This is a genomic window from Halostella salina (genome assembly GCF_003675855.1).
GTDB lineage: Archaea > Halobacteriota > Halobacteria > Halobacteriales > Natronoarchaeaceae > Halostella > Halostella salina.
Genome location: NZ_RCIH01000007.1, coordinates 40431 through 63396, shown reverse-complemented (window position 1 = coordinate 63396; position 22966 = coordinate 40431). Strand labels below are relative to the sequence as shown.

The following is a 22966-nucleotide window of genomic DNA, read 5'->3' as shown; positions in this document are numbered from 1 at the left end:
ATCAACCCTTATATGGGTGCGTTTCTAACCTGCGCACGTTACGGAGAATGAACCAGTGGATAGCAGTCGGCGCGCTGGGTCTGGTGGGACTCCTCATTCCGCTCGGAATGATGGGCGTTTCGAGTCTCCTCCGGCCGAGCGTCCCGGAAGACAGCAAACGCGCCACCTACGAGAGCGGCGAGATCCCGACGGGGGGGACCAAGATCCGGTTCAACATCCAGTACTACATGGTCGCCCTGCTGTTTCTCGTCTTCGATATCGAGACCGTCCTCATCTTCCCGTGGACGGTCATGTACCGCTCGGCACTGGAGAACGGGGCGAGCCTGATGCAGGTGCTGGCTCCGATGCTCGTGTTCGTCGGTGTTCTCGTCGTCGCACTCGCGTGGGCGTGGCGCAACGGCGCAGTCGAATGGGCGCAAAGCCCTGAGCAAACACGGAGGGTAACCAATGAGCAGCGATAACCCGCGGGAGTCGATCGTCGACAGTACAGCCCCACAGACCAAGACGCGAGAGGCCCGCATGGGCGAGGGCGTCGACGACCGCTTCAACTCGAAGCTCCGCGAGGCGTTCGGTGCCTCCCCCTTCATCCTCACCAAGTTCGACAAGTTCATGAACTGGGTGCGGGGGTCGTCGATGTTCATGCTGCAGTTCGGGATCGCCTGCTGCAGCATCGAGATGATGCACACCTACGCGGTCAAGCACGACCTGGACCGCTTCGGCGCGGGCGTCCCCCGTGCCTCTCCGCGCCAGGCCGACGTGATGATCGTCCCGGGGACCATCGTCTCGAAGTTCTCGCCGCGGATGAAGCGCGTCTACGACCAGATGCCCGAGCCGAAGTTCGTCGTCGGCATGGGGTCGTGTACCATCTCCGGCGGCCCGTTCCAGGAGGGGTACAACGTCGTGAAGGGGGCCGAGGAAGTCATCCCGGTCGACATCCACGTCCCGGGCTGTCCGCCCCGCCCCGAGGCGCTCGTCTACGGCGTCGCGAAGCTGCAGGAGCGCGTCGCCAACGGCGAGTCCGCGCCGGTGACGGTCAAGCCCTACGAACTGGAGCAGTTCGCCGACCTCGAACGCGACGAGATCGTCGACGAACTGGCACAGGAGATAGACGAGGAAACCCTCGTCATGCGCTACAACTGGGCTGATTCACCATGAGCAAGCAGGAAGAGCCCCCCGCGCCGGTCACCGAGGGCGTCGACTACGACGCGCTCGCAGACCTGCTCGGGGAGACGGCGATCGACCGCGAGTCCCACCGCAACGCCGAGGGGTTCGTCGTCCGGCCCGACGAGGTGCAGGACGCGCTGTCGACGCTCCGGGACGAGGCCGGCTTCGACCATCTCGCCTGCCTCACGGCACAGGAGTACGAGGACCGCTACGAGTCGATCTACCACCTGCGGAAGTACGACGACCCGACCGAGGAGGTCAGCGTCGTCGTGCCGACGCCGCGCGACGACCCGGTCAGCGAGTCCGCCGAACCGGTGTTCCGGACCGCCGACTGGCACGAGCGCGAGGCGTACGACCTCGTGGGGATCGACTATCAGGACCACCCCGACCTGCGCCGGATCCTCCTGCCCGAAACGTGGCAGGGGCACCCGCTGGGTCGGGACTACGACCAGGACAAGCCCCAGATCGTCCCCTTCGAGGAGCACGCCAACCCGCTGGAGGAGGACCACAAGGATGCCGAGTCCGACACGATGTTCGTCAACATCGGCCCGCACCACCCGGCGACCCACGGCGTCCTCCACCTGGAGGCGACGCTCGACGGCGAGACCGTCGCCGACGTGAAGCCGGACATCGGCTACCTCCACCGCTGCGAGGAGCAGATGGCCCAGCAGGGCACCTACCGCCACCAGATCATGCCGTACCCGGACCGCTGGGACTACGCCTCGGCGGGGCTGCTGAACGAGTGGGCGTACGCGCGCACCGCCGAGGACCTCGCGGACCTGGACGTCCCGGAGTACGCGCAGGTCATCCGGACGATGGGCGCGGAGCTATGCCGCATCGCGGCCCACATGCTCGCGGTCGGCACGTTCGCGCTCGACGTGTACGGCGACTTCACCGCCATCTTCATGTACGCCATGCGCGACCGGGAGAAGACCCAGACGATCCTGGAGGACCTGACCGGCCAGCGCATGATGTTCAACTACTTCCGGCTGGGCGGCGTCGCCTGGGACCTCCCGGAGCCGCGCGACGAGTTCTTCGAGAAGACCCGGGACTTCCTCGACGACCTGCCGACCGCGCTGGAGGAGTACCACGACCTCCTGACGGGCAACGAGATCTTCCAGTCGCGCTGTCTCGACACGGGGATCCTCGACCCCGAGACCGCAAAGCAGTACGGCGCGACCGGTCCGGTCGCCCGCGGATCGGGCATCGACTACGACCTGCGGCGGGACGACCCGTACGGTTACTACGACGAACTCGACTGGGACGTCGTCACCGAGGACGGCTGCGACAACTACTCGCGCGTGCTCGTCCGCCTGCAGGAGGTCGAGGAGTCCGCGAAGATCATCGAGCAGTGCGTCGACCTGCTGGAGGACTGGCCGGAGGACGACCGCGAGATCCAGAGCAACGTCCCGCGGACGCTCAAGCCGGACCCCGACACGGAGATCTACCGCGCCGTTGAGGGCGCGAAGGGCGAACTCGGCATCTACATCCGCAGCGACGGGACGGACAAGCCCGGCCGCTTCAAGATCCGCAGCCCCTGCTTCCACAACCTCTCGACGCTGCCGGAGCTGGCAAACGGCGAGTACGTCGCCGACATGATCGCCTCGCTGGGTAGCCTCGACATCATCCTCGGGGAGGTGGACCGCTGATGTACGCGGTCGCACAGGTGGGCGACGGCCCGCTGCTCCCCCAGCGCGTCAGCGACCTGCTGGGCCTCGGCCAGTTCGGCGTCGCGGGCGACCTGCTCGCGGCGTTCCTGGCCGCCTTCCTCGTCGGCAACCTGATGCTGGCGATGACCGGCGTCGCCGGGCCGTGGGCAAAGCGGAAGATCACCGCCGCGTTCACGGACCGCATCGCGGTGAACCGACACGGGCCGTTCGGCCTGCTCATCATCGTGGCCGACGCGGTCCGCCTGCTGTCGAAGGAACTGATCGTCCCCGAGAACGTCGACCGCCCGGCGTGGGACCTCGCGCCCATCGTCGTCGCGTCGTCGGCGCTGCTCGGCTTCGCGGTGATCCCGATGGGCAGCGGCGTCCAGCTGGCCGACCCCGAGGTCGGCCTCGCGTACGTGTTCGCCGTGGCCGGTATCGCAAGCGTCGGGCTGGCGATGGGCGGCTACGCGTCGGCGAACAAGTTCTCGCTGCTCGGCGGTCTGCGCGCCATCGCGCAGAACATCGCCTACGAGATCCCGCTGGTCATCACTGCGGCGTCGGTCGTCATCTTTACCGGCTCGCTCCAGACCTCGGTCATCGTCGAGCAGCAGGCCGAGCCGCTGGTGACGCTCGCCGGGATCACGATCCCGTCGTGGTTCGCGTTCGTCAACCCCTTCGCGTTCGTGCTGTTCGTGGTGGCGAACCTCGCGGAGGTCGGCCGCAACCCGTTCGACACGCCGGAAGCGCCGACCGAGATCGTCGCGGGGTACCAGACGGAGTACTCCTCCGCGTACTTCGTGCTGTTCTACCTCGGCGAGTTCCTCCACATCTTCCTCGGCGGTGCGATCATCGCGACGGTGTTCCTGGGCGGTCCCGCAGGGCCCGTCCTGCCGGGACTCGTCTGGTTCATCATCAAGATCTGGGCGGTGTTCCTGTTCACGCAGTGGTGCCGCTCGGCGATCCCGCGCGTTCGTATCGACCAGCTCATCGAGATCGGCTGGAAGGGGATGCTCGTGCTCTCCTTCGCTAACCTGGTGCTCACGGCCATCATCGTGGGAGTGATAGCATGATCGGACTGCTCAAATCCATGGCGACGACGATGAAACACGCGCTCGACGGCAACACGTTCACCGTCGAGTACCCCGAGACCGCGCCCGAAGTCAGCCCGCGGTTCCGGGGCGTCCACAAGTTCAGTCAGGAGCGGTGCATCTGGTGTCGGCAGTGCGAGAACGTCTGCCCGAACGACACCATCCAGATCGTCACCGACGACAAGCGCAACGGCGAGCAGTACAACCTCCACATCGGCCAGTGCATCTACTGCCGGCTCTGCGAGGAGGTCTGCCCCGTCGACGCCATCCTGCTGACCCAGAACTTCGAGTTCACGGGCGACACGAAGGACGACCTGGTGTACAACAAGGAACAGCTGAAGAACGTTCCGTGGTACAAGGACATCGACCCGCTCGAATCGCGCGAACCGGACCGCGGTGCGTGGATCGGCGAGGGCGAGGGCGAACTGGACTACCAGTAGTCGGCTCCCGGTAACCGACTGCGTTTTTTGTTGTTCGGGGTCTGAGAGACCCTCGTCTCGTGATCGGGTTTTTTATCGCCCATGTAAATTCTGGAAGCATGGTCGATATTGATCGAATAACCCCCGATCGGATCGCACCGGGTGCTGTCGGAGCTACCGGCCTCAGTATAATCGTCTATACGCTCTACCGCAGGCAGGTGCTCATCGAACGAGCCCGCTGTGACGGGTGTGCGCCGAATCATCCGCTGTTTACGATCACGCCGCTGCTCGTCGGGACGGTACTCCTGCTGATATCACTCTATTTATACAAACGGTAGCGTCTTGCCGGCGTGGCGACTGAACCCCGCCCGGATCGCACCGATCTGCCTCGATGTCTCGCAACAGTCTCGAAATCTTGAAAGGGCGTCCGGAAAGAGAGTGTACCAATGGCACCTTACGAGACCATCGCGTTCGCGCTGTTTGCCGCCATCACGGTGGCGAGCAGTCTCGGCGTCGTGCTGATGCGGGACGTGTGGCACTCCGCACTACTGCTCGGCGTCGCGCTGCTCAGCGTCGCGGTGCACTACGTGATGCTGCAGGCCGAGTTCCTCGCAGCGATGCAGGTCCTCGTCTACGTGGGCGGGGTCCTCATCCTCGTCACGTTCGCCGTGATGTTCACGCGCGAGACCGACGCCCAGGAGGTGGTCGAGACATGACCACGAAGCCGGAGCTACGGCTGGGGAAGCACCTCCTGCCGGGGGTGGGGGCGGTCGCGCTGTTTGCCGTCCTCGCGTACACGTTCGTCACCGCCGAGTTCGGCGACCCGGCGGGGTTCCCCGGCGGCGAGAGCATCACCGAGAACATCGGGCTGGCGATGTTCGACCTCGCGTCGCTCCAGACGATCCCGGCCGAGGGCTTTCTGGTCTCGTTTATCCTGATCGCCGTCGCGCTGGACGCTGCGCTTGAGGGGTCGATCATGCTCGCCAAGCGCGAGGACGAGGGGGACGTGGTCAACCCGCTCCGCTCCGACGCCGAGGACGAGCCGACGGCCGCGGACGGCGGCCGTCAGGGGGGTGAGAACTGATGGCGGTTGCGGTCGAGTACTATCTGCTCCTGTCGGCCGCGGTGTTCTGTATCGGTCTCTTCGGCATCCTCACCCGCCGGAACGCGCTCATGTTCCTGATGTCGGTCGAGCTCATGCTGAACGCGGCCAACATCAACTTCATCGCGTTCTCACACTACCACGGCAACCTCACCGGCCAGGTGTTCAGCCTCTTTACGATGGCGCTGGCCGCCGCCGAGGTCGCCGTCGGTATCGGCATCATCCTCGTCCTCTACCGGAACTTCCGGGACGTGGACGTGACGAAGGCGACGACGATGAGGTGGTAACAGCATGTACGAATACGCACCCGCGATCTCGCTGCTTCCGTTCGTATCGTTCCTGATCGCCCTGTCGGTCGGGAAGTACATGCCCAAGAAGGGCGCGTTCGCCGGGATCGCCGCGACGGGCGGCTCCCTGCTGCTGTCGGTCTGGGCCTTCGTCACCGTCGCGACCGGCGACCCGTACAACGCGCCGGACCTGTACACCTGGGTCGCCGCCGACGGGATCAGCCTCCAGTTCGGCATCCTCATCGACCCGCTGTCGGCGCTGATGCTCGTCATCGTCAGCCTGGTCGCGCTGCTGGTCCACGTGTTCAGCCTGGGCTACATGAACGACGAGGGCGAGACCGGGCTGCCGCGCTACTACGCCGAACTCGGCCTGTTCACGTTCAGCATGCTCTCGTTCGTGTACGCGAGCAACCTGCTGATGGCGTTCATGTTCTTCGAGCTGGTCGGGCTCTGCTCGTACCTGCTCATCGGCTTCTGGTTCCGCACCGAGAGCGCGGCCAGCGCCGCCAAGAAGGCGTTCCTGGTCACGCGCTTCGGTGACTACTTCTTCCTCATCGGCGTCGTCGGGGTCATCGCGACGTTCGGCACGGCGCAGTTCGCCGGGCCGGAGTCGTTCCCCGTCATCGCCGAACAGGTGCTCGTCGACGGCGAGGGCTCGTTCACCACGTTCCTCGGCCTGAGCGAACAGGCCTGGGTCACGGTGCTGGGGCTGCTCGTGCTGGGCGGCGTCATCGGCAAGTCCGCGCAGTACCCGCTCCACACCTGGCTCCCCGACGCGATGGAGGGTCCGACGACCGTCTCCGCGCTCATCCACGCGGCGACGATGGTCGCTGCCGGCGTCTACCTCGTCGCGCGGATGTACGGCTTCTACGCGCTCTCGCCGACGGCGCTGGCGCTCATCGCCTTCGTCGGCGGCTTCACGGCGCTGTTCGCCGCGTCGATGGGCGTCGTCAAGGACGACATCAAGCAGGTGCTCGCCTACTCGACCATCTCGCAGTACGGGTACATGATGCTCGGCCTCGGCGCGGGCGGCTTCGTCGCCGGGACCTTCCACCTGATGAACCACGCGTTCTTCAAGGCGCTCCTGTTCCTCGGTGCCGGGTCGGTCATCGTCCTGATGCACCACGAGCAGGACATGTGGGAGATGGGCGGGCTGAAGTCGAAAGCGCCCGTCACCTACTACACGTTCCTCGCCGGCGCGCTGGCGCTCGCCGGCATCGTCCCGTTCTCCGGGTTCTGGAGCAAGGACGAGGTGCTGTACGAGGCGATCCACTACGGGCTCGGCAGCCAGCCGCTCCTGCTCGGCGCGTACGCGATGGGGCTCATCGCCGTGTTCTTCACCGGCTTCTACACCTTCCGGATGGTGTTCCTGACGTTCCACGGCGAACCCCGCAGCGACGACGCGCGCGACCCGCACCCGGTCGGCTGGTCGATCAAGCTGCCGCTGGTCGTGCTCGGCCTGCTGGCGACGTTCGTCGGCTTCGTCAACATGGTGCCGGTCGCGGAGCTAACCGGGGCCGACATCGAGTTCCTCCACCAGTGGCTCGATATGGGCCCGTCGTCCGTCTCGGTCCACCACTACGAGGCGCTGGTCCACGACGCCGCGGGCTACACGGCCGCCGACCTCGCTCCGTACCTGCCCGCCGCGCTGTCGCTCGGCCTGGCGCTTGCCGGGTCGGGGCTGGCGTACAAGCTGTACAACGTCCCCGACCCCGAGCCCCACACGGAGAAGCTCGGGAGCATCAAGACGCTGCTCGAACACAACTACTACCAGGACGAGTACCAGGTCTGGCTCGCGGAGGGCGTCACCCAGCCCATCTCGCGGGCGGCCAACAAGTTCGACCAGACCGTCGTCGACGGGGCGGTCAATGGCATCAGCCGCGCCAGCCTCGCCGCGGGGAGCCGCGTCAAGCGGATCCAGACGGGGGTCGTGTCGAACTACGCGGCCCTGATCACGCTGGGGCTGGTCGCCCTGCTCGTCATCGTCGGCATCCAAGGAGGGTGGTTCTGACATGTTGATAGAGACGCTCATCGCGGTCACGTTCGTCGGGTCGCTGGTCGCCTTCGCCGCGCCGAACCGCTACGCCGGCGAGCTGGCGGCGGCGATCAGCGTGCTCCCCCTCGTCGGGAGCCTCGTGATGTACAGCCGCTTCGACGGGTCGGGCAACGCCCTGCTTGAGGGCGGAACGCTGGCCTTCGAGAACACGGCCGAGTGGATCACGCTCGGCTCGTACTCGCTGAACTGGCACGTCGGGCTGGACGGCATCAGCATGCCGCTGGTCGTCCTGACGACGGTGCTGACGACGCTTGCCATCGTCTCCGCGTGGACGCCCATCGACGAACGCCAGTCGCAGTTCTACGGCCTCGTGCTGTTCATGGAGGCGGGCCTGCTCGGCGTGTTCGCCGCGCTGGACTTCTTCGTCTGGTTCGTCTTCTGGGAGGCCGTGCTGGTCCCGCTGTACCTGCTCATCGGCGTCTGGGGCGGCCCGCGCCGCAAGTACGCGGCGATCAAGGTGTTCGTCTACACCAACGTCGCCAGCCTGGCGATGTTCATCGGCTTCGTCGCCCTCGTCTTCAACCTGCCAGTCGACACGTTCGACCTGCCGACGGTCGCCCAGTCGCTCAACGCGGGCGAGCTGACCGCACCGGCCTGGACGAGCGTGAGCACGCTCAAGAACGCCGCGTTCCTCGTGATGTTCGCCGGGTTCGCGGTGAAGGTGCCCGTCGTCCCGTTCCACACGTGGCTGCCGGACGCCCACGTCGAAGCCCCGACGCCGGTGTCGGTGCTGCTCGCCGGCGTCCTGCTGAAGATGGGGACGTACGCGCTGCTCCGGTTCAACTTCACGATGCTGTCCGACGTGGCCTCGGCCAACGCCGAACTCATCGCCATCTTCGCCGTCGTGAGCGTCATCTACGGCGCGCTACTGGCGCTGGCCCAGCAGGACCTCAAACGCATCGTCGCGTACTCCTCCGTCTCCTCGATGGGGTACGTGCTGCTGGGACTGGTCGCGTACACGACGTACGGCGTCGGCGGCGCGACGTTCCAGATGATCTCCCACGGGCTCATCTCCGGGCTGATGTTCATGGCGGTCGGCGTCATCTACAACACGACCCACACCCGGATGGTGACGGACATGTCCGGGCTGGCCGACCGGATGCCGGTGACGGTCGGCATCCTCATCGGCGGCGCGTTCGGCTACATGGGCCTGCCGCTGATGTCCGGTTTCGCCGCCGAGTTCTTCGTGTTCCTCGGCGCGTTCCGCTCGGAGACGCTGTCCGGCGCGCCGGTGTTCACCGCGGTGGCGATGTTCGGCATCGTCATCGTCGCCGGCTACCTGCTGTTCGCGATGCAGCGGACGCTGTTCGGGCCGTTCCGGCTCGACACCGACTACGAAGTGACGCGTGCGCCGCTGCACGACGTTGCGCCGCTGTTCGCCCTGCTCCTGCTGGTCATCGCGCTCGGCGTCGCGCCGGATCTCTTCTTCGAGATGATCCGGGACGCCGTCAATGAGATGCCCCTCGTCGAAGCGGGCATCGGAGGTGGTAACTGATGGCTGCGTACGAACTCCCAACGTGGGCCGCGCTCGCGCCGGCGCTGATCCTGGCCGCGACGTCGCTGGTCCTGCTCGTCGTCGACAGCATCGACCCCGACTCGTCGAACCGCCCCCTGCTCGCCGGCACCGCGACCGCCGGCAGCCTGCTCGCGCTCGCTGTCACGGGCTGGTATCTCGTCGCCGGCGTCGGCGACCCCAGCGGTCGCGGCGTCATCGAACTGTTCGGCGGCCAGCTGGTCGTCGACCGGATGAGCCTGCTGTTCACGTTCATCTTCACGAGCGTCACGTCGATGGTCACCGTCGCGAGCTACGACTACCTGCGTGACCACAGCTACCAGGCCGAGTACTACTCGCTGATCATGCTCGCGGCGACCGGCATGGCGACCATGGCCAGCGCCGCGAGCCTGGCGACGGTGTTCGTCAGCTTCGAGCTGCTCTCGCTGTCGTCGTACGCGCTGGTCGCGTTCCTGAAGGAGAACCGCGGCAGCGTCGAGGCGGGCCTGAAGTACTTCCTCATCGGCGCGCTCTCCTCGGCGGTGTTCGTGTACGGCATCAGCCTCGTGTACGCCGCCACCGGCTCGCTCGAACTGACCGCCGTCGCCGAGGCCGCCGCCGGCACCGAACTCGTCGGCGTGCTCGGGCTGGGCGTCCTGATGGTGCTCGCCGGGGTCGCGTTCAAGACCGCCAGCGTGCCGTTCCACTTCTGGGCACCCGAGGCGTACGAGGGCGCGCCCGCGCCGATCAGCGCGTTCCTCTCCTCGGCGTCGAAGGCGGCCGGCTTCGTCGTCGCGTTCCGCGTGTTCATCGTCGCGTTCCCCGTCGAGTCGTTCCTCAGCCTGGGCGTCGACTGGGTGTTCGCGGTCCAGATCCTCGCGGTCGTCACGATGACGCTCGGTAACTTCGCGGCGGCGACCCAGGACGAGGTCAAGCGCATGCTCGCGTACTCCTCGGTCGGGCACGCCGGCTACGCGCTCATCGGGCTGGCGGCGATCACCGGGCCGAACAGCGAACTCGTGCTCGGAGCCGGGATGATGCATCTGGTCGTCTACGGCTTCATGAACACCGGCGCGTTCCTGTTCGTGGCGCTGGCCGAGTACTGGGACGTGGGCCGCACGTTCGAGGACTACAACGGCCTGGCCTCCCGCGCGCCCGTCGCCTCGCTGGCGATGACGGTGTTCATGTTCAGCCTCGCCGGCCTGCCGCCCTTCGGCGGCTTCGCCAGCAAGTACATCCTGTTCATGGGCGCGGTCAACGCCGGCTTCTGGTGGCTGGCGGCGGTCGGCGCGATAAACAGCGCGCTGTCGCTGTACTACTACTCGCGGGTCGTCAAGGCGCTCTGGATCGAGGACCCCGGCGACGACGTGGCGAGCATCGGGCTGCGGAGCCAGCCGGTCGGCCTGTACGCGGCCATCGTGGTCGCGGCGGTCATGACGTTCGCGCTGCTGCCGGCGTTCGGTCCGGTCTCCTCGACCGCGGTCGACGCGGCGACGATCCTGCTGCCCTGAGACGGCCGCAGTTTCTTTTCCCGGCGTGTCGCCGGCGGAACTCCGACGTTCGAACTCGTGGTGACAACCCGTCCGTAGCGCTACGGTTTTACCGCCGGAGCCGAGAATGGGCGTATGGTATCCCGGCTACTGCTGGGGTGTGGGACCGTCGGCCGGCGGATCGTCGAGGCGACGGCGGACCGCGGGGACGACCTGACCGTCGTCTGTGCCGACCGTGACCGCGTCCGGGCGCTCCGGGAGGAGGGCGTCCCGGCGTATCACGCGGAGCCGACCGACGGAGCGGCCGTCTTGGAGGCCGTTTCCGAGGCGGACACCGTCGTGATCGCCGGCAAGGACCCACAGGCGAACGCCGAAGCGGCCGAACTGGCGAAGGAACAGTACCCCGACGCGTTCCGGCTGGCGTACGTCGGCGTCGACGCGACGGATGCCCAGCGGGAACGGATCGAGGCGGCCGTCGACTCCGTCGTCGACCCGGGTGCGGTGACGGCCGACCACGTCGTCGACCTCGTCGCCAGCGAGGCGGGGGTCCAGTCGCGTCGGCTCCGGCGAACGCTCCGGCGGATCGACGGCACGCTCGCGGTCGTCATGCACGACAACCCGGACCCGGACGCGATCGCAAGCGCGGTCGCGCTGTCGCGCATCGCGGCCGCGGTCGGCGTCGAGACGGTGGTCTGTTACTACGGCGAGATCAGCCATCAGGAGAACCGGGCGCTGGTGAACCTGCTGGAACTCGACCTCCGACAGCTTGGTCCCGGCGACGACATCAGCGTGTTCGGCGGCGTCGCGCTGGTCGACCACTCCCGGCCCGGCGTCAACGACCAGCTCCCCGAGGACACGCCGGTCGACGTGGTGATCGACCACCACCCGCCGCGGGCACCGGTCGAGGCGAAGTTCGTCGACCTGCGGAGCGACGTGGGCGCGACGAGCACGCTGCTGACCGGCTACCTCCGGCAGTTCGGGGTGGAGATCGACCGGACGGTCGCGACGGCGCTCTTGTACGGGATCCGGATCGACACGGCGGATTTCAGCAGGGAGGTGTCGTCCGCGGACTTCGAGGCCGCGGCGTCGCTGACCCCCCACGCCGACGCGGGCGTGCTGGAACGGGTCGAGTCGCCGAGCGTCGGGTCGGAGACGTTCGAGACGGTCGCCGCCGCGATCCGGAACCGGGAGGTCGAGGAGGGGGTGCTCTGCTCCTGCGTCGGCGAGGTAGCCGAGCGGGACGCGCTCGCGCAGGCGGCCGACAGGCTGCTCGACATGACCGGCATCCACACCACCGTCGTCTACGGCTACCTCGACGGCGTCATCTACCTCTCGGCCCGCGCTCGCGGCTCGGAGATGGACCTCGGGGCGACGCTGCGGTCGGCGTTCGACCGGATCGGGAGCGCCGGCGGCCACGCAGACATGGCCGGCGCGCAGATCCCGCTCGGGGTCATCGGCGAGGTAGAGGGCGACGAGCGACTGGACGCGGTCGTCCGCGACGTGGTCACCGACCGCTTTTTCGACGCGGTGCGCGAACGCCGGCTCGACCGGGAGAGTCCGTTCGGTGCCGGCGTCGACACCGAGTTCACCTTCTCCCGCGACGGCGGCACGGGCGCGTCCGACGACCAGGTCCGCTGACGCGGCGGGCCACACGAGAGCGCGACTCAGGGGGTTTTTCAGCCGTGCCGGCCTGTACACGGCCATGAGCGACACCGAGGGAAAGGCCCGGGTTCGGGAGTACATGACCCGCGACGTGGCGACCGTCTCGCCGGACGACACCGTCGGGACCGTCTCCGAGCGGATCGCGGCGAGCGAGGAGCACTCCGGGTTCCCGGTGACGGACCGCCGGCGCGTCGAGGGGTTCATCACCGCCCGTGACCTCCTGCTGGCGGGCGACGACGAGCCGATATTCACGGTGATGACGGACGACCTCATCGTGGCCCACCCGGAGATGAAGGTGACCGACGCCGCCCGCGTCATCCTGCGGTCGGGGATCCAGAAGCTCCCGGTCGTCGACGACGCCGGCAACCTCGTCGGCATCATCAGCAACGCCGACGTGATCCGCAGCCACATCGAGCGGGCGACCCCGGAGAAGGTCGGGAAGCTCCGGCGGACGCTGGAGAACATCCACGATATCGAGCTCCACGAGGAGCGCGACGAGGTTCCGCTGGCCGACCTCGTCCCGACGCAGGGGCGGGTGTACGCCGACGAACTGGAGGGCCGGCGGTACGAACTGGAGCGCGGGCTGGCCGAACCCCTCGTCGTCATCGACAACGCCGGGACGCTGCTGCTGGCCGACGGCCACCACCGCGTGCTGGCGGCCGACCGGCTCGACATCGACGAGATGGACGCCTACGTCATCGTCGTCGAGGACGACGTGACGCTGGGGATGGAACGCACCGCCGACGAGGAGGGCCTGGAGACGCTGTCGGACGTGGAAGTCGTCGACTACGCCCGGCACCCGCTCGTGGAGACGACCGAGCGCCTGCAGTGAGACGCAAGCGCTGTCAGGGCTCGTCGACCGAGACGACTGCTGTCGACTCGTCGAGGAGGACCGTCAGCCGGTCGCCGTCCAGTTCCACGTCGACCCGGACGCGGACGGGGTCCTCGCTCACGACCTCGCCGTTCTCACCCGTCAGGAACCCCATGTCGAGGTAGCTCTGGTCGCGGATGTCGACGCCCCGCTCGTAGTGGAACGAGACGACTGCCGGGTGGTCGACCACGCAGGCCGCGGCCGGGACCCGGAACACCATCCCGCAGTCCTCGCACGCCAGCCGAGCGAGGACCTGTTCCGACTCCTCACCGTCGGGTGGTTCGGCCGGCATCGTCGCCGTCACGGTCCCCCAGCAGTGGACGCAGGCACCGCGTCGTGCCCGCTCGGTGTCGCGTCGCGCCTTCATGTCGGCCAGGGCCAGCAGTTCCGTCGGCTCGCGGTCCGCCACCGCGCCGCCGGGGAGGCTGTTGCCGAAGATCACGCCGTGTTCGGGACAGGTCAGCAGGAGCGTTCCGTGGCGGTACGCAACCTCGATCTCGGCTCCACAGCCGGGACACGACCGGTCGGTGCTCGTCCGAAAGCGCCGCCGTTCGGTGTACGTCCCCGCCCGGATCGCGCCCGCAACCTCCATGCCGGCGGTCGTCAGCACGTACTCGCCGTCGTCGTCCACCACGAAGGTGTCGAGAAGCTGGTCCAGATGGTAGTTGAACCGACCGGCGTCGCGCACGCCGACCGCTTTCCGGAGTTCACTGAACGACAGCCCGGACCACGCCCAGTTCTCCCGGCGATGGGCGGCGAGCGTCTCGACGATGGCAAGCCGTGTCCCGTCGCCGAGCGCGTCGAACGCGTCGGCCGGGTCGATCCTGGTCGATGCGTCCGTCGGCGGGTCGGTCTCGACGGCGTCGTCCTCCGGGTTCGGTCCGTCTGTCGCGTCGTCCGCCATGCTGGCGTGGTCGGTCGCCCCGCACATTTCGGTTCCGGCCACAGTTGTCAGAACAGTAACTGAATGACCGTTCTGGAAACGGTTAATTGCCTCCCCGAACCAGTGGGAGCCATGCCGAGCGAAGCTCTCCAGGGAACCGACAACCGCGCCGCCGACAGCGACGGCGCGGATAGCTACGCGGACGAGTCGACGGACGCCGCCCTCTCGGTGCGGGACCTGACGAAGGTGTACGGCGACGGCGACGCCGCCGTGCGGGCCGTTGACGGGATCAGTTTCGATGTGGAACCGGGCACCGCCGTCGGTATCCTCGGGCCGAACGGCGCGGGGAAGACGACGGCGATCAAGTCGATGCTCGGGCTGATCGAGCCGACCGACGGCACCGTTCAGCTCTCGGGCCACGACGTGGGGTCGAACCGCCGGGCCGCGTACCGCACCGCCGGCGCGATGCTGGAGGGCGCGCGCAACGTGTACTGGCGGCTCACCGTCCGGGAGAACCTCCGGTTTTTCGCCGCGCTCGGCGGCCGTGAGCCGGCCGCACTCGCGGAGCGCCACGACGCCCTGCTGGAGCAGTTCGGGCTCGCGGACAAGGCCGACGAGCCGGTTCGGGACCTCTCGCGCGGGATGAAACAGAAGACGTCGCTCGCGGCCACGCTCGCCCGGGGCGGCGACGTGGTGTTTCTCGACGAGCCGACGCTCGGGCTGGACGTGGAGAGTTCGGTCGAGCTCCGGCGGGAGCTGCGCCGGCTGGTCGACCGCGAGGGGACGACGGTCGTCCTCTCCAGCCACGACATGGACGTGGTGCAGGCGGTCTGTGACCGCGTGATCATCATGAACGAGGGCGGGATCGTCGCGGACGACACCGTCGAGAACCTGCTCGACCTCTTCCGGACGCGCGCCTACGAGGTCACCGTCGCGGAGCCGCTCTCGGAGGCGCTCCGGACGGAACTGCGCGACCGCTACGGCGGCGAGGCGTTCGAGCGCGTGGGCGAGCGCGAGCGGTTCTCCGCCCAGGTGACCGGCGACGAGTTCTACGCGCTCGTCGACACGCTCCGTGACGCCGGCCACACCGTCGCGTCGTGGGACGCGGTCGAGCCGGATCTGGAGGACGTGTTCCTGCGCGTCACCGGCGACGACGGGGCCGCCGCGAACGGAGGTGACGGCTCGTGAGCACACCGTCGGTGAGCGGTCCGACCGCGGGCCGGCTTACGCTCCTCCGTGCCGTCCTCGTCAAGAAGGCGCTCCTGCTCGTGCGTTACCCGGTGAACACGCTCTCGCAGATCGTTTCGGTGTACCTCTTCTTCGCGGTCATCTTCTTCGGCGGGCGCGCAGCGGCGTCCAGCGTCGGCGGCGTCGGGAGCCTGTCGTCGACGCTGGACGGGCTCGTCGTCGGCTGGTTCCTCTGGACGATGTCGCTGACGGCGTACTTCGGGCTGGCGATGAACGTGACGCGGGAGTCCCAGTGGGGGACGCTCGAACAGCTGTACATGTCGCCGTACGGCTTCGGAACGGTGATGGGTGCGAAGGTGGTCGCGAACGTCCTCGAGAGCCTCGTCTGGGGCGGGATCGTGCTCGCGCTGATGCTGCTGACGACGGACCGGACGCTCGCGGTCGACCTGCTGACCGTCGTGCCGATCAGCGTGTTCGCCGTCGCCTCCGTCGTCGGCATCGGCTTCGTCTTCGCCGGGCTGGCGATGGTGTACAAACGGGTCGAGAACGTCACCCAGCTGATGCAGTTCGTGCTGATCGCCCTCATCGCCGCACCGGTCTCCGAGGTCGGCGCGGTTCGCTTCCTGCCGCTGTCCCAGGGGAGCGCGATGCTCCAGTCGGCGATGCGGGACGGCGTTCACATCTGGGAGTTCTCGGCGACGAACCTCGCCGTCCTCGTCGGGACGGGCGTCGGCTACGCCGCGATCGGCTACGCCGTCTTCGCGTACTGCACGGGGGTCGCCCGCCGCCGCGGCGTGATGGGGGATTACTGATAGTGTTTGCTCTCGCCAAGTACCGGTGGTCGCCCGCGGGTGCCGGCGACCACGGTGAGCAGTGAGAGCAAACACTATGAGGTCGCGCCGTTCGGCCGCCGAACCCGGATCATTAATGGGCACGCCGGCAATATTTTCGTTCATGTACGACGATGACGATCTCGCGGCCATCCGGGAGGGCAAGGAGCGGTGGGAGGCGGAGACGCTCGACCCGACGCTGGAGCGCCACGGCGAGCGCAGCGACCGCTTCGCGACGGTGTCGAACATGGAGGTCGACCGCCTCTACACGCCCGACGACGTGGCTGACATCGACTACGAGGAGGATATCGGCTTCCCCGGCGAGCCGCCGTTTACCCGCGGTCCCTACCCGACGATGTACCGCGGCCGGACGTGGACGATGCGGCAGTTCGCCGGCTTCGGCACCGCCGAGGAGACCAACGAGCGGTTCCACTACCTCACCGACGAGGGCCAGACCGGGCTCTCGACGGCGTTCGACATGCCGACGCTGATGGGAAAGGACTCGGACGACCCCCTCTCGGACGGCGAGGTCGGCAAGGAGGGCGTCGCCGTCGACACGCTCCGGGACATGGAGATCCTGTTCGACGGGATCGACCTGGGCGAGGTGTCGACCTCCTTCACGATCAACCCCTCCGCGCCCGTCATCTACGCGATGTACGTCGCGCTGGCCGACCAGCAGGGCGTCCCCCGCGAGAAGATACGGGGCACCCTCCAGAACGACATGCTGAAGGAGTTCATCGCACAGAAGGAGTGGGTGATCCCGCCGGAGCCGAGCCTCGACATCGTCACCGACACCATCGAGTTCGCCGTCGAGGAGACGCCGAAGTTCAAGCCGATCTCCGTCTCGGGCTACCACATCCGCGAGGCCGGGTCGACCGCCGTCCAGGAACTCGCCTTTACCCTCGCCGACGGCTTCGCGTACGTCGAGGACTGTCTGGACCGCGGGCTGGACGTCGACGAATTCGCCCCACAGCTGTCCTTCTTCTTCAACTCGCACAACTCCCTCTTCGAGGAGGTGGCGAAGTTCCGCGCCGCCCGGCGCATCTACGCCCGCGTCATGAAGGAGTGGTACGGCGCGGAGGCCGACGCCTCCCGACAGCTCAAGTTCCACACCCAGACCGCCGGCCAGTCGCTGACGGCCCAGCAGCCGCTGAACAACGTCGTCCGCGTCACCATTCAGGCGCTGGCCGGCGTGCTCGGCGGGACCCAGAGCCTCCACACCAACAGCTTCGACGAGGCGCTCGCCCTCCCCAGCGAGGAGGCCGTCCGCGTCGCCCTGCGCACCCAGCAGATCATCGCCGAGGAGAGCGGCGCGGCCGACATCGTCGACCCCCTGGGCGGGAGCTTCGCCGTCGAGAGCCTCACCGACGACGTGGAGGAGGAGGCGATGGCGTACATCGAGGAGATCAGGGAGATGGGCGACGGCTCCGTCCGCGACGGCGTGCTGGAGGGGATCTCCTCGGGCTACTTCCACCGGGAGATCCAGGACGCCTCCTACGAGTACCAGGAGCGCGTCGAGGCCGGCGAGGAGACCGTCGTCGGCGTCAACGAGTACGAGATCGAGGAGGACACCCGCCCCGACATCCTCAAGGTCGACGAGGAGGTTCAGGAGCGCCAGCGCGAGCGCCTCGCCGACGTGAAGGCGGAGCGCGACGACGAGGCCGTTGAGGCCGCGCTCGCCGCCATCGACGACGCCATCGCCGCCGGCGAGAACGTGATGCCGCCGATGGTCCGGGCGGTGAAGGCGTACGCGACGATGGGGGAGATCATGGACGTGTTCGAGGCCCGCCACGGCTCCTACCGGGAGACCGTCGGAATGGCCTGACGGGACAGCTACTCCCACGCGCTCAGGACGCCGGGAGTCGCGGCGCGCCGGTCCCACGGGGTGCGGGTGGCGTGTCACCCGAGTTCCCAGTCCCCGGGAACGTCAATAACTTCTATTATGGTTTCGCCCGTCGTGCGAACCGCCATGGAAAAGCCACTGCTGGTTACGGACTTCCTCGACCGCGCGCGCCGCCACTACGGGGAACAGGACGCCGTCGTCGCGACGACCGGGGAGCGGTACAGCTACGACGAACTGGGCGAGCGAGCCGACGGGTTCGCCGCCTTCCTGCAGGACCGGGGCGTCGAGAAGGGCGACCGCGTGGCGGTGCTGGACCCGAACACGCACTACCACCTCGAAGCCGCCTTCGGGAGCATGCAGGTCGGTGCGGTCCACACGCCGCTGAACTACCGGCTGGTGCCGGACGACTTCGAGTACATCCTCACGGACGCGGGCGTCGACGTCGTCTACGCCGACCACGAGTACGCCGACCGGATCGAGGCCGTCCGGGACGACGTACCCACGGAGACGTTCGTCACCAACGACGCGGACGCCGTCGACGGCGACTGGGCGGCGTTCGACGACGTGGTCGAGTCGGCCGGCACCGACTACGACCGCCCGGCGATGAGCGAGGACGACGACATCACCATCAACTACACCTCCGGGACGACCGGTGATCCGAAAGGCGTCGTCCGGACCCACCGGACCGAGACGCTGCACGCCTACCTCGTGAGCGTCCATCAGGAGCTCAGGGACGACGACGTCTACCTCTGGACCCTGCCGATGTTCCACGTCAACGGCTGGGGACACATCTACGCCGTCACCGGGATGGGTGCGACGCACGTCTGCACCCGCGGCGTCGACGCCGGGGAGATATTCGACACCGTCGTCGCCGAGGACGTGTCCTACCTCTGTGGCGCGCCGACCGTGCTGAACATGCTCTGTGACTACTACGACCAGCGGGACGGCGACGTCGCGACCACCGGCGACTGCGACGTCCGGATCGCGACCGCCGGCAGCGCCCCGCCGGAGGCGACCATCCGCACGGTCGAGGACGAGTTCGGCTGGCGGCTGAAACACGTCTACGGCGCGACCGAGACCGGGCCGCTCATCACCACCTCCGACGCCCGCCGGCTGTTCGACGCGGACAGCGACGCCCGGTTCAAGGTGAAAAAGCGGCAGGGGCTGGGCTATCTCGGCACGGATGTCCGCGTCGTCGACGAGGACGGCGATGACGTTCCCCGGGACGACGCGACCATCGGCGAGGTCGTCGTGCGTGGCAATCAGGTGATGGACCGCTACTGGAACAAGCCCGAGGCGACCGAGGAAGCGTTCACGGACCGGATCGAGGGGTACTACCACACCGGCGACCTGGCGACCGTCGACGACAACGGCATGGTGGCCATCAAGGACCGGAAGAAGGACATCATCATCTCGGGCGGGGAGAACATCTCCAGCATCGAACTCGAGGACACCCTCTACGACCACGACGCGGTGCAGCAGGTCGCGGTCATCCCCGCCCCCAGCGAGCAGTGGGGCGAGACGCCCAAGGCGTTCGTCGTCCCGTCGAACGACGACCCCGACGACCCGCCGGTCTCGCCGGACGAACTCAGGGAGTTCTGCGAGTCACGGCTCGCGGGGTACAAGGTCGTCCGCCGGTTCGAGTTCGTCGAGGAACTCCCGACGACCGCGACCGGAAAGGTCCAGAAGTACGAACTCCGGGAGTCGGAGTGGGACGACGAGGACGGGATGGTCGGGCAGGGTTAGGCGTCGGGATACCGGTTCGAGACGGCCGACATCAGGAGGATGAGCGCGCCGAGGACGAGCGCGATGTTTATCGCCCCGTACAGCGCGAAGTTCAGCGGGTTGATCTCGAAGACGAACGGACCGAACCCGGCGGTCTCGGGGGCGTTTGCCTTTGCCGGCAGCACCAGCCCAACCATCGCGCCGAAGACGGCGGCGAGCGCGACGATGGCGGTGTAGATGCCGATCACCATCCGCTTTCCGCCGATCCGCTCATCCAGCAGCGTCGACATGGTCCCGGCTAGGGGCGGGAACGGTTAGGCTTTTGCGCTCTCCGGTCCTACCGCGAGTATGAGCGAGAAGGAACTGCTGGGGCTCGTCCTCGGGGGTATCGTCGTGTTGATGTTCGTGATGGGCATCGTCCTCGTGATGGGGTGAGGACGGAAGCCGTCCCGCGACGTCGTATCGACCGAACGAAAAGCGCCGTCGAACTGACCGCCTACGTCTCGTCGTCCGCGGTACGGCCGTCGTCGACCGACTCCGTCCCGCCGTCCGGCAGCGCCTCCTCCTCGTCGCCGCCGTCCGTGAGGGCGGTGTCGAGCTGGCGGTCGAACCAGGTCCACTCGCGGGTGTGGACGCCGCTCTCCTTGAGGTTCCACGGGTCACCGTCCTCGACTTTCGGCCCGTCGATCCACGAGCTCACCATGTTCCAGACGAAGATGATCTGCCCGATGAGCAGGATGAACGCGCCGACGGTGGCGAGCTGGTGCAGGATGGTGATCATCTCGATGGGGCCGACCGTGATCCCGGAGTAGGTGGCGTACCGGCGCGTGAAGCCGGCGTAGCCCAGCAGGATCATGGCGAAGAACGTCAGGTTGGTGCCGATCATCGAGAGCCAGAAGTGCCACTTGCCGAGCGTGCGCTGGTACATCCGGCCGGTGTACATCGGGTACCAGTAGTAGAGGCCGGCGAAGCCGGCGAAGGAGATGGCACCCATCACGATGTAGTGGAAGTGCCCGACGACGTAGTACGTGTCGTGGAGCACCAGGTCGACCGGGATGGCCGCGAGGAACACCCCGGTGACGCCGCCGATGATGAAGTTCGAGATGAAGCCGATACAGAACAGCATCGGCGTGGTCAGCTTGATGCTGCCGTTCCACATCGTCGTGATCCAGTTGAACGTCTTGACCGCGCTCGGGATGGCGATGGCCAGCGACACCGCCATGAAGCTAGCCCGCAGCCGCGGGTCGATGCCCGTCGTGAACATGTGGTGCGCCCAGACGCCGAAGGAGAGCACCCCGATGGCGAGCGTGGAGTAGACGACGAACTTGAAGCCGAACAGCTTCCGGCCCGCGAAGCGCGGGAGGACGTAGCTGACGATGCCCATCGGCGGGAGGACGAGGATGTACACCTCCGGATGGCCGAAGAACCAGAACAGGTGTTGCCAGAGGATCGTCCCACCACCTTCCACGGCGAAGAACATCGTGTCGAAGTTCCGGTCGAGCAGGAGCATCACGATGGCGCTGCCCAGGAGGGGGAACGCGAAGAGGATGAGGCCGGACTGGGTGAGGATCGTCCACGAGAAGATGTCGAGGTTCGACCAGCCGACCTCCTCGCCGCGCTCGGTGAAGATGGTCGCGATGAAGTTGATCGCGCCCATCGTCGCCGAGACGCCCGTCAGGTGGAGACCGAGCAGCATCAGGTCGACGGTGGGGTTGGTCTGCTCGACCGACAGCGGCGGATACATCGTCCAGGAGGTCGCGGCGGCGTTCGACACCGCGTCGGTGAACGGCGCGATGAAGAAGCCGCCCCAGATGAGCAGTGCGCCGGGCGGGAGCAGCCAGAACGCGATGGCGTTGATCCGCGGGAACGCCATGTCGTCCGCGTCGATGAGCAGCGGCACGAGGTAGTTCGCGAAGGCCGCGATGATCGGCGTCCCGAACAGGAACAGCATCGTGATCCCGTGGCTCGTCAGCAGGGCGTTGTACACCTGCGTGTTGCCCAACAGGGCGATGCTCTCCGTCGACAGTTCGGCCCGCATGAGGACGGCGGCGAGCCCGCCCCAGACGAACGCGATCAGCGCGTACGTTCCGTACAGGATGCCGATGTCCTTGTGGTCGACCGTCGTAAGCCAGCGGATGAGCCCGCCGGGTTTCTCGTGATGTCCGTATCCCGTCTCCTCGCCGACGGCACCGCCGCCCGCGAGCGGCGTGTACGAGCGCCAGTTCTCGAGGCGCGTGATCCAGACGGCGACCCCCAGAAGCAAGGCCCCCATCAGCACCGTCAGCGCTAACTGCCCTTCGATTGCCATAGGCGTTGCTCGGGATTGCAGGATAAAGAAAGGTTCGGGTCGACTTTCGGTGGGCGATTCACACCCTTCCTAAACGGCGTTTGCCCCGTACGTGTTCGGGCGGGATCGCCGGTCGGTCCCGGCCGGTCGCTCACTCCGCGTTCGCGTCCTCGGCCGCGTCCTCGCGGGCCATCTCGTCCTCGGAGATGAGCTTGCCGGACCAGTACGTCAGCAGCGTGAGCAACACCATCATCGACCCGACGATGGCGAACTGCAGCGTCGAGTAGACCACGTCCCAGCCGAAGGGGTTCGCGAAGGTGAACGCCCCGATGAAAAACAGCATGATCCCGAGGGGGATCACGTTCACCGTGAGGTCGAGCAGGGTCTCCCGGTCGAAAACCTTCTCTGACATGTTGGCGGCTAGTTCGTGGCCGGACGGAAATAGGTTGTCGGTTCGCCCCCGGTCCGGGGCGGGTCGGTCGGCGTTACACCCGCGGTTCGGCGTTCGCCGTCGTCCAGTACTTGCCGAGGACGGCACCGGCGAGCGCCAGCACGCCGGCCACGGCGATCGCGAGGCCGCGCAGGCCGATGCTCCCCGGCGTGCGCATGCTCTCCGTCACGCTGTTGACGGCGATCGCGCCGCCGCTGTACAGGAACAGCCCGACGCCGATGGCGACGAGCGCGACCGCGAACCCGGACAGGAGCGGCCACGGGCTCTCGACGTAGCCCGCCTCCCGGAGGATGCCGACGACGCTCCCGACGAACATGAGCAGGCCGCCGACCGCGAGCGGAACCAGCGGCCAGACGATCCCGACCTCCGCGATGGCGAGGCCGAAGGCGATGAGCACCGGCCACGGGCTGGACATCCGATACTGGTCGCTGAGACCCGGCTCCTCGTCCATGTCCTCGCCTAGGGACGGACCGTAT

Annotated in this window: 23 protein-coding genes; 18 read left to right on the top strand and 5 right to left on the bottom strand. The window is 67.4% G+C overall.

The genetic code is table 11. From position 1 onward, the window contains the following. Nucleotides 1-47: 47 nt before the first annotated feature. The 14 genes from D8896_RS14005 (at nucleotide 48) to D8896_RS13940 (ending at nucleotide 13244) form a co-directional block, all read left to right on the top strand. Entirely contained in the window at nucleotides 48-461 is a 414-nt protein-coding gene (locus D8896_RS14005) for an NADH-quinone oxidoreductase subunit A (RefSeq protein WP_121822735.1), read from the top strand. Then, nucleotides 448-1155, top strand: coding sequence for an NADH-quinone oxidoreductase subunit B (locus D8896_RS14000; RefSeq protein ID WP_121822734.1), 708 nt, complete (start codon nucleotides 448-450; stop codon nucleotides 1153-1155). Before D8896_RS14005 ends, D8896_RS14000 begins: the two co-directional genes overlap by 14 nt. Further along, on the top strand, nucleotides 1152-2813 hold the full coding sequence (locus tag D8896_RS13995) for an NADH-quinone oxidoreductase subunit D (protein ID WP_121822733.1): 1662 nt from the start codon (nucleotides 1152-1154) through the stop codon (nucleotides 2811-2813). Before D8896_RS14000 ends, D8896_RS13995 begins: the two co-directional genes overlap by 4 nt. Continuing rightward, a complete protein-coding gene (locus tag D8896_RS13990; RefSeq protein ID WP_121822732.1) occupies nucleotides 2813-3886 on the top strand; it encodes a complex I subunit 1/NuoH family protein in 1074 nt (357 codons plus the stop codon). Before D8896_RS13995 ends, D8896_RS13990 begins: the two co-directional genes overlap by 1 nt. Continuing rightward, nucleotides 3883-4344 carry a NuoI/complex I 23 kDa subunit family protein gene (locus D8896_RS13985; RefSeq protein ID WP_121822731.1) on the top strand — a complete coding sequence of 154 codons (462 nt, stop codon included), beginning with the start codon at nucleotides 3883-3885 and terminating at the stop codon, nucleotides 4342-4344. Before D8896_RS13990 ends, D8896_RS13985 begins: the two co-directional genes overlap by 4 nt. Nucleotides 4345-4442: 98 nt before the next feature. Further along, nucleotides 4443-4661 (top strand): hypothetical protein, encoded by a 219-nt coding sequence (locus D8896_RS13980; RefSeq protein ID WP_121822730.1) that lies wholly within the window; start codon nucleotides 4443-4445, stop codon nucleotides 4659-4661. Between the two features lie 108 nt (nucleotides 4662-4769). Then, nucleotides 4770-5039: an NADH-quinone oxidoreductase subunit J gene (locus D8896_RS13975; RefSeq protein ID WP_121822729.1), complete on the top strand. Its 270-nt coding sequence runs from the start codon at nucleotides 4770-4772 to the stop codon at nucleotides 5037-5039. Next, nucleotides 5036-5407, top strand: a complete 372-nt coding sequence (locus D8896_RS13970; protein ID WP_121822728.1) for an NADH-quinone oxidoreductase subunit J — start codon at nucleotides 5036-5038, stop codon at nucleotides 5405-5407. The genes D8896_RS13975 and D8896_RS13970 overlap by 4 nt, the downstream gene beginning before the upstream one ends. Beyond that, on the top strand, nucleotides 5407-5712 hold the full coding sequence (gene nuoK / locus D8896_RS13965) for an NADH-quinone oxidoreductase subunit NuoK (RefSeq protein WP_121822727.1): 306 nt from the start codon (nucleotides 5407-5409) through the stop codon (nucleotides 5710-5712). Before D8896_RS13970 ends, nuoK begins: the two co-directional genes overlap by 1 nt. Before the next feature lie 4 nt (nucleotides 5713-5716). Next, the gene (nuoL, locus tag D8896_RS13960; protein WP_121822726.1) at nucleotides 5717-7723 is read left to right on the top strand and encodes an NADH-quinone oxidoreductase subunit L; all 2007 of its coding nucleotides are present in this window, start codon (nucleotides 5717-5719) and stop codon (nucleotides 7721-7723) included. A 1-nt stretch (nucleotide 7724) separates the two neighbouring features. Continuing rightward, entirely contained in the window at nucleotides 7725-9263 is a 1539-nt protein-coding gene (locus D8896_RS13955) for a complex I subunit 4 family protein (RefSeq protein ID WP_121822725.1), read from the top strand. Beyond that, the gene (locus D8896_RS13950) at nucleotides 9263-10771 is read left to right on the top strand and encodes an NADH-quinone oxidoreductase subunit N (protein ID WP_121822724.1); all 1509 of its coding nucleotides are present in this window, start codon (nucleotides 9263-9265) and stop codon (nucleotides 10769-10771) included. Before D8896_RS13955 ends, D8896_RS13950 begins: the two co-directional genes overlap by 1 nt. 114 nt (nucleotides 10772-10885) lie before the next feature. Then, complete coding sequence (locus D8896_RS13945) at nucleotides 10886-12388, top strand: DHH family phosphoesterase (protein ID WP_121822723.1); 1503 nt, start codon at nucleotides 10886-10888, stop codon at nucleotides 12386-12388. Nucleotides 12389-12452: 64 nt separating this feature from the next. Further along, nucleotides 12453-13244, top strand: a complete 792-nt coding sequence (locus D8896_RS13940) for a CBS domain-containing protein (protein WP_121822722.1) — start codon at nucleotides 12453-12455, stop codon at nucleotides 13242-13244. Between the two features lie 13 nt (nucleotides 13245-13257). On the opposite strand, the gene D8896_RS13935 is transcribed toward D8896_RS13940, so the two are convergent. Continuing rightward, nucleotides 13258-14187, bottom strand: a complete 930-nt coding sequence (locus D8896_RS13935; protein WP_162991571.1) for a winged helix-turn-helix domain-containing protein — start codon at nucleotides 14185-14187, stop codon at nucleotides 13258-13260. Between the two features lie 111 nt (nucleotides 14188-14298). Between D8896_RS13935 and D8896_RS13930 the strand changes: the two genes are divergently transcribed. The 4 genes from D8896_RS13930 to D8896_RS13915 all read left to right on the top strand — a co-directional run bounded on the left by D8896_RS13930 (nucleotide 14299) and on the right by D8896_RS13915 (nucleotide 19773). Further along, the gene (locus D8896_RS13930) at nucleotides 14299-15354 is read left to right on the top strand and encodes an ABC transporter ATP-binding protein (RefSeq protein WP_121822720.1); all 1056 of its coding nucleotides are present in this window, start codon (nucleotides 14299-14301) and stop codon (nucleotides 15352-15354) included. Further along, entirely contained in the window at nucleotides 15351-16166 is an 816-nt protein-coding gene (locus D8896_RS13925; RefSeq protein WP_121822719.1) for an ABC transporter permease, read from the top strand. Before D8896_RS13930 ends, D8896_RS13925 begins: the two co-directional genes overlap by 4 nt. Nucleotides 16167-16308: 142 nt before the next feature. Next, entirely contained in the window at nucleotides 16309-18009 is a 1701-nt protein-coding gene (locus D8896_RS13920) for a methylmalonyl-CoA mutase family protein (protein WP_121822718.1), read from the top strand. Between the two features lie 144 nt (nucleotides 18010-18153). Further along, nucleotides 18154-19773 carry a long-chain-fatty-acid--CoA ligase gene (locus D8896_RS13915; RefSeq protein ID WP_121822717.1) on the top strand — a complete coding sequence of 540 codons (1620 nt, stop codon included), beginning with the start codon at nucleotides 18154-18156 and terminating at the stop codon, nucleotides 19771-19773. Here the strand turns inward: D8896_RS13915 and D8896_RS13910 are convergent. The 4 genes from D8896_RS13910 to D8896_RS13895 form a co-directional block, all read right to left on the bottom strand. After that, nucleotides 19770-20042, bottom strand: a complete 273-nt coding sequence (locus D8896_RS13910; protein ID WP_121822716.1) for a DUF7520 family protein — start codon at nucleotides 20040-20042, stop codon at nucleotides 19770-19772. The two genes, D8896_RS13915 and D8896_RS13910, sit on opposite strands and share 4 nt — an antisense overlap. A gap of 206 nt (nucleotides 20043-20248) precedes the next feature. Then, nucleotides 20249-22060, bottom strand: coding sequence for a cbb3-type cytochrome c oxidase subunit I (locus tag D8896_RS13905; protein WP_121822715.1), 1812 nt, complete (start codon nucleotides 22058-22060; stop codon nucleotides 20249-20251). Nucleotides 22061-22190: 130 nt separating this feature from the next. Next, on the bottom strand, nucleotides 22191-22451 hold the full coding sequence (locus tag D8896_RS13900; RefSeq protein ID WP_121822714.1) for a DUF6684 family protein: 261 nt from the start codon (nucleotides 22449-22451) through the stop codon (nucleotides 22191-22193). Nucleotides 22452-22524: 73 nt separating this feature from the next. Next, nucleotides 22525-22941 carry a DUF7541 family protein gene (locus D8896_RS13895; RefSeq protein ID WP_121822713.1) on the bottom strand — a complete coding sequence of 139 codons (417 nt, stop codon included), beginning with the start codon at nucleotides 22939-22941 and terminating at the stop codon, nucleotides 22525-22527. Nucleotides 22942-22966: the final 25 nt, after the last annotated feature.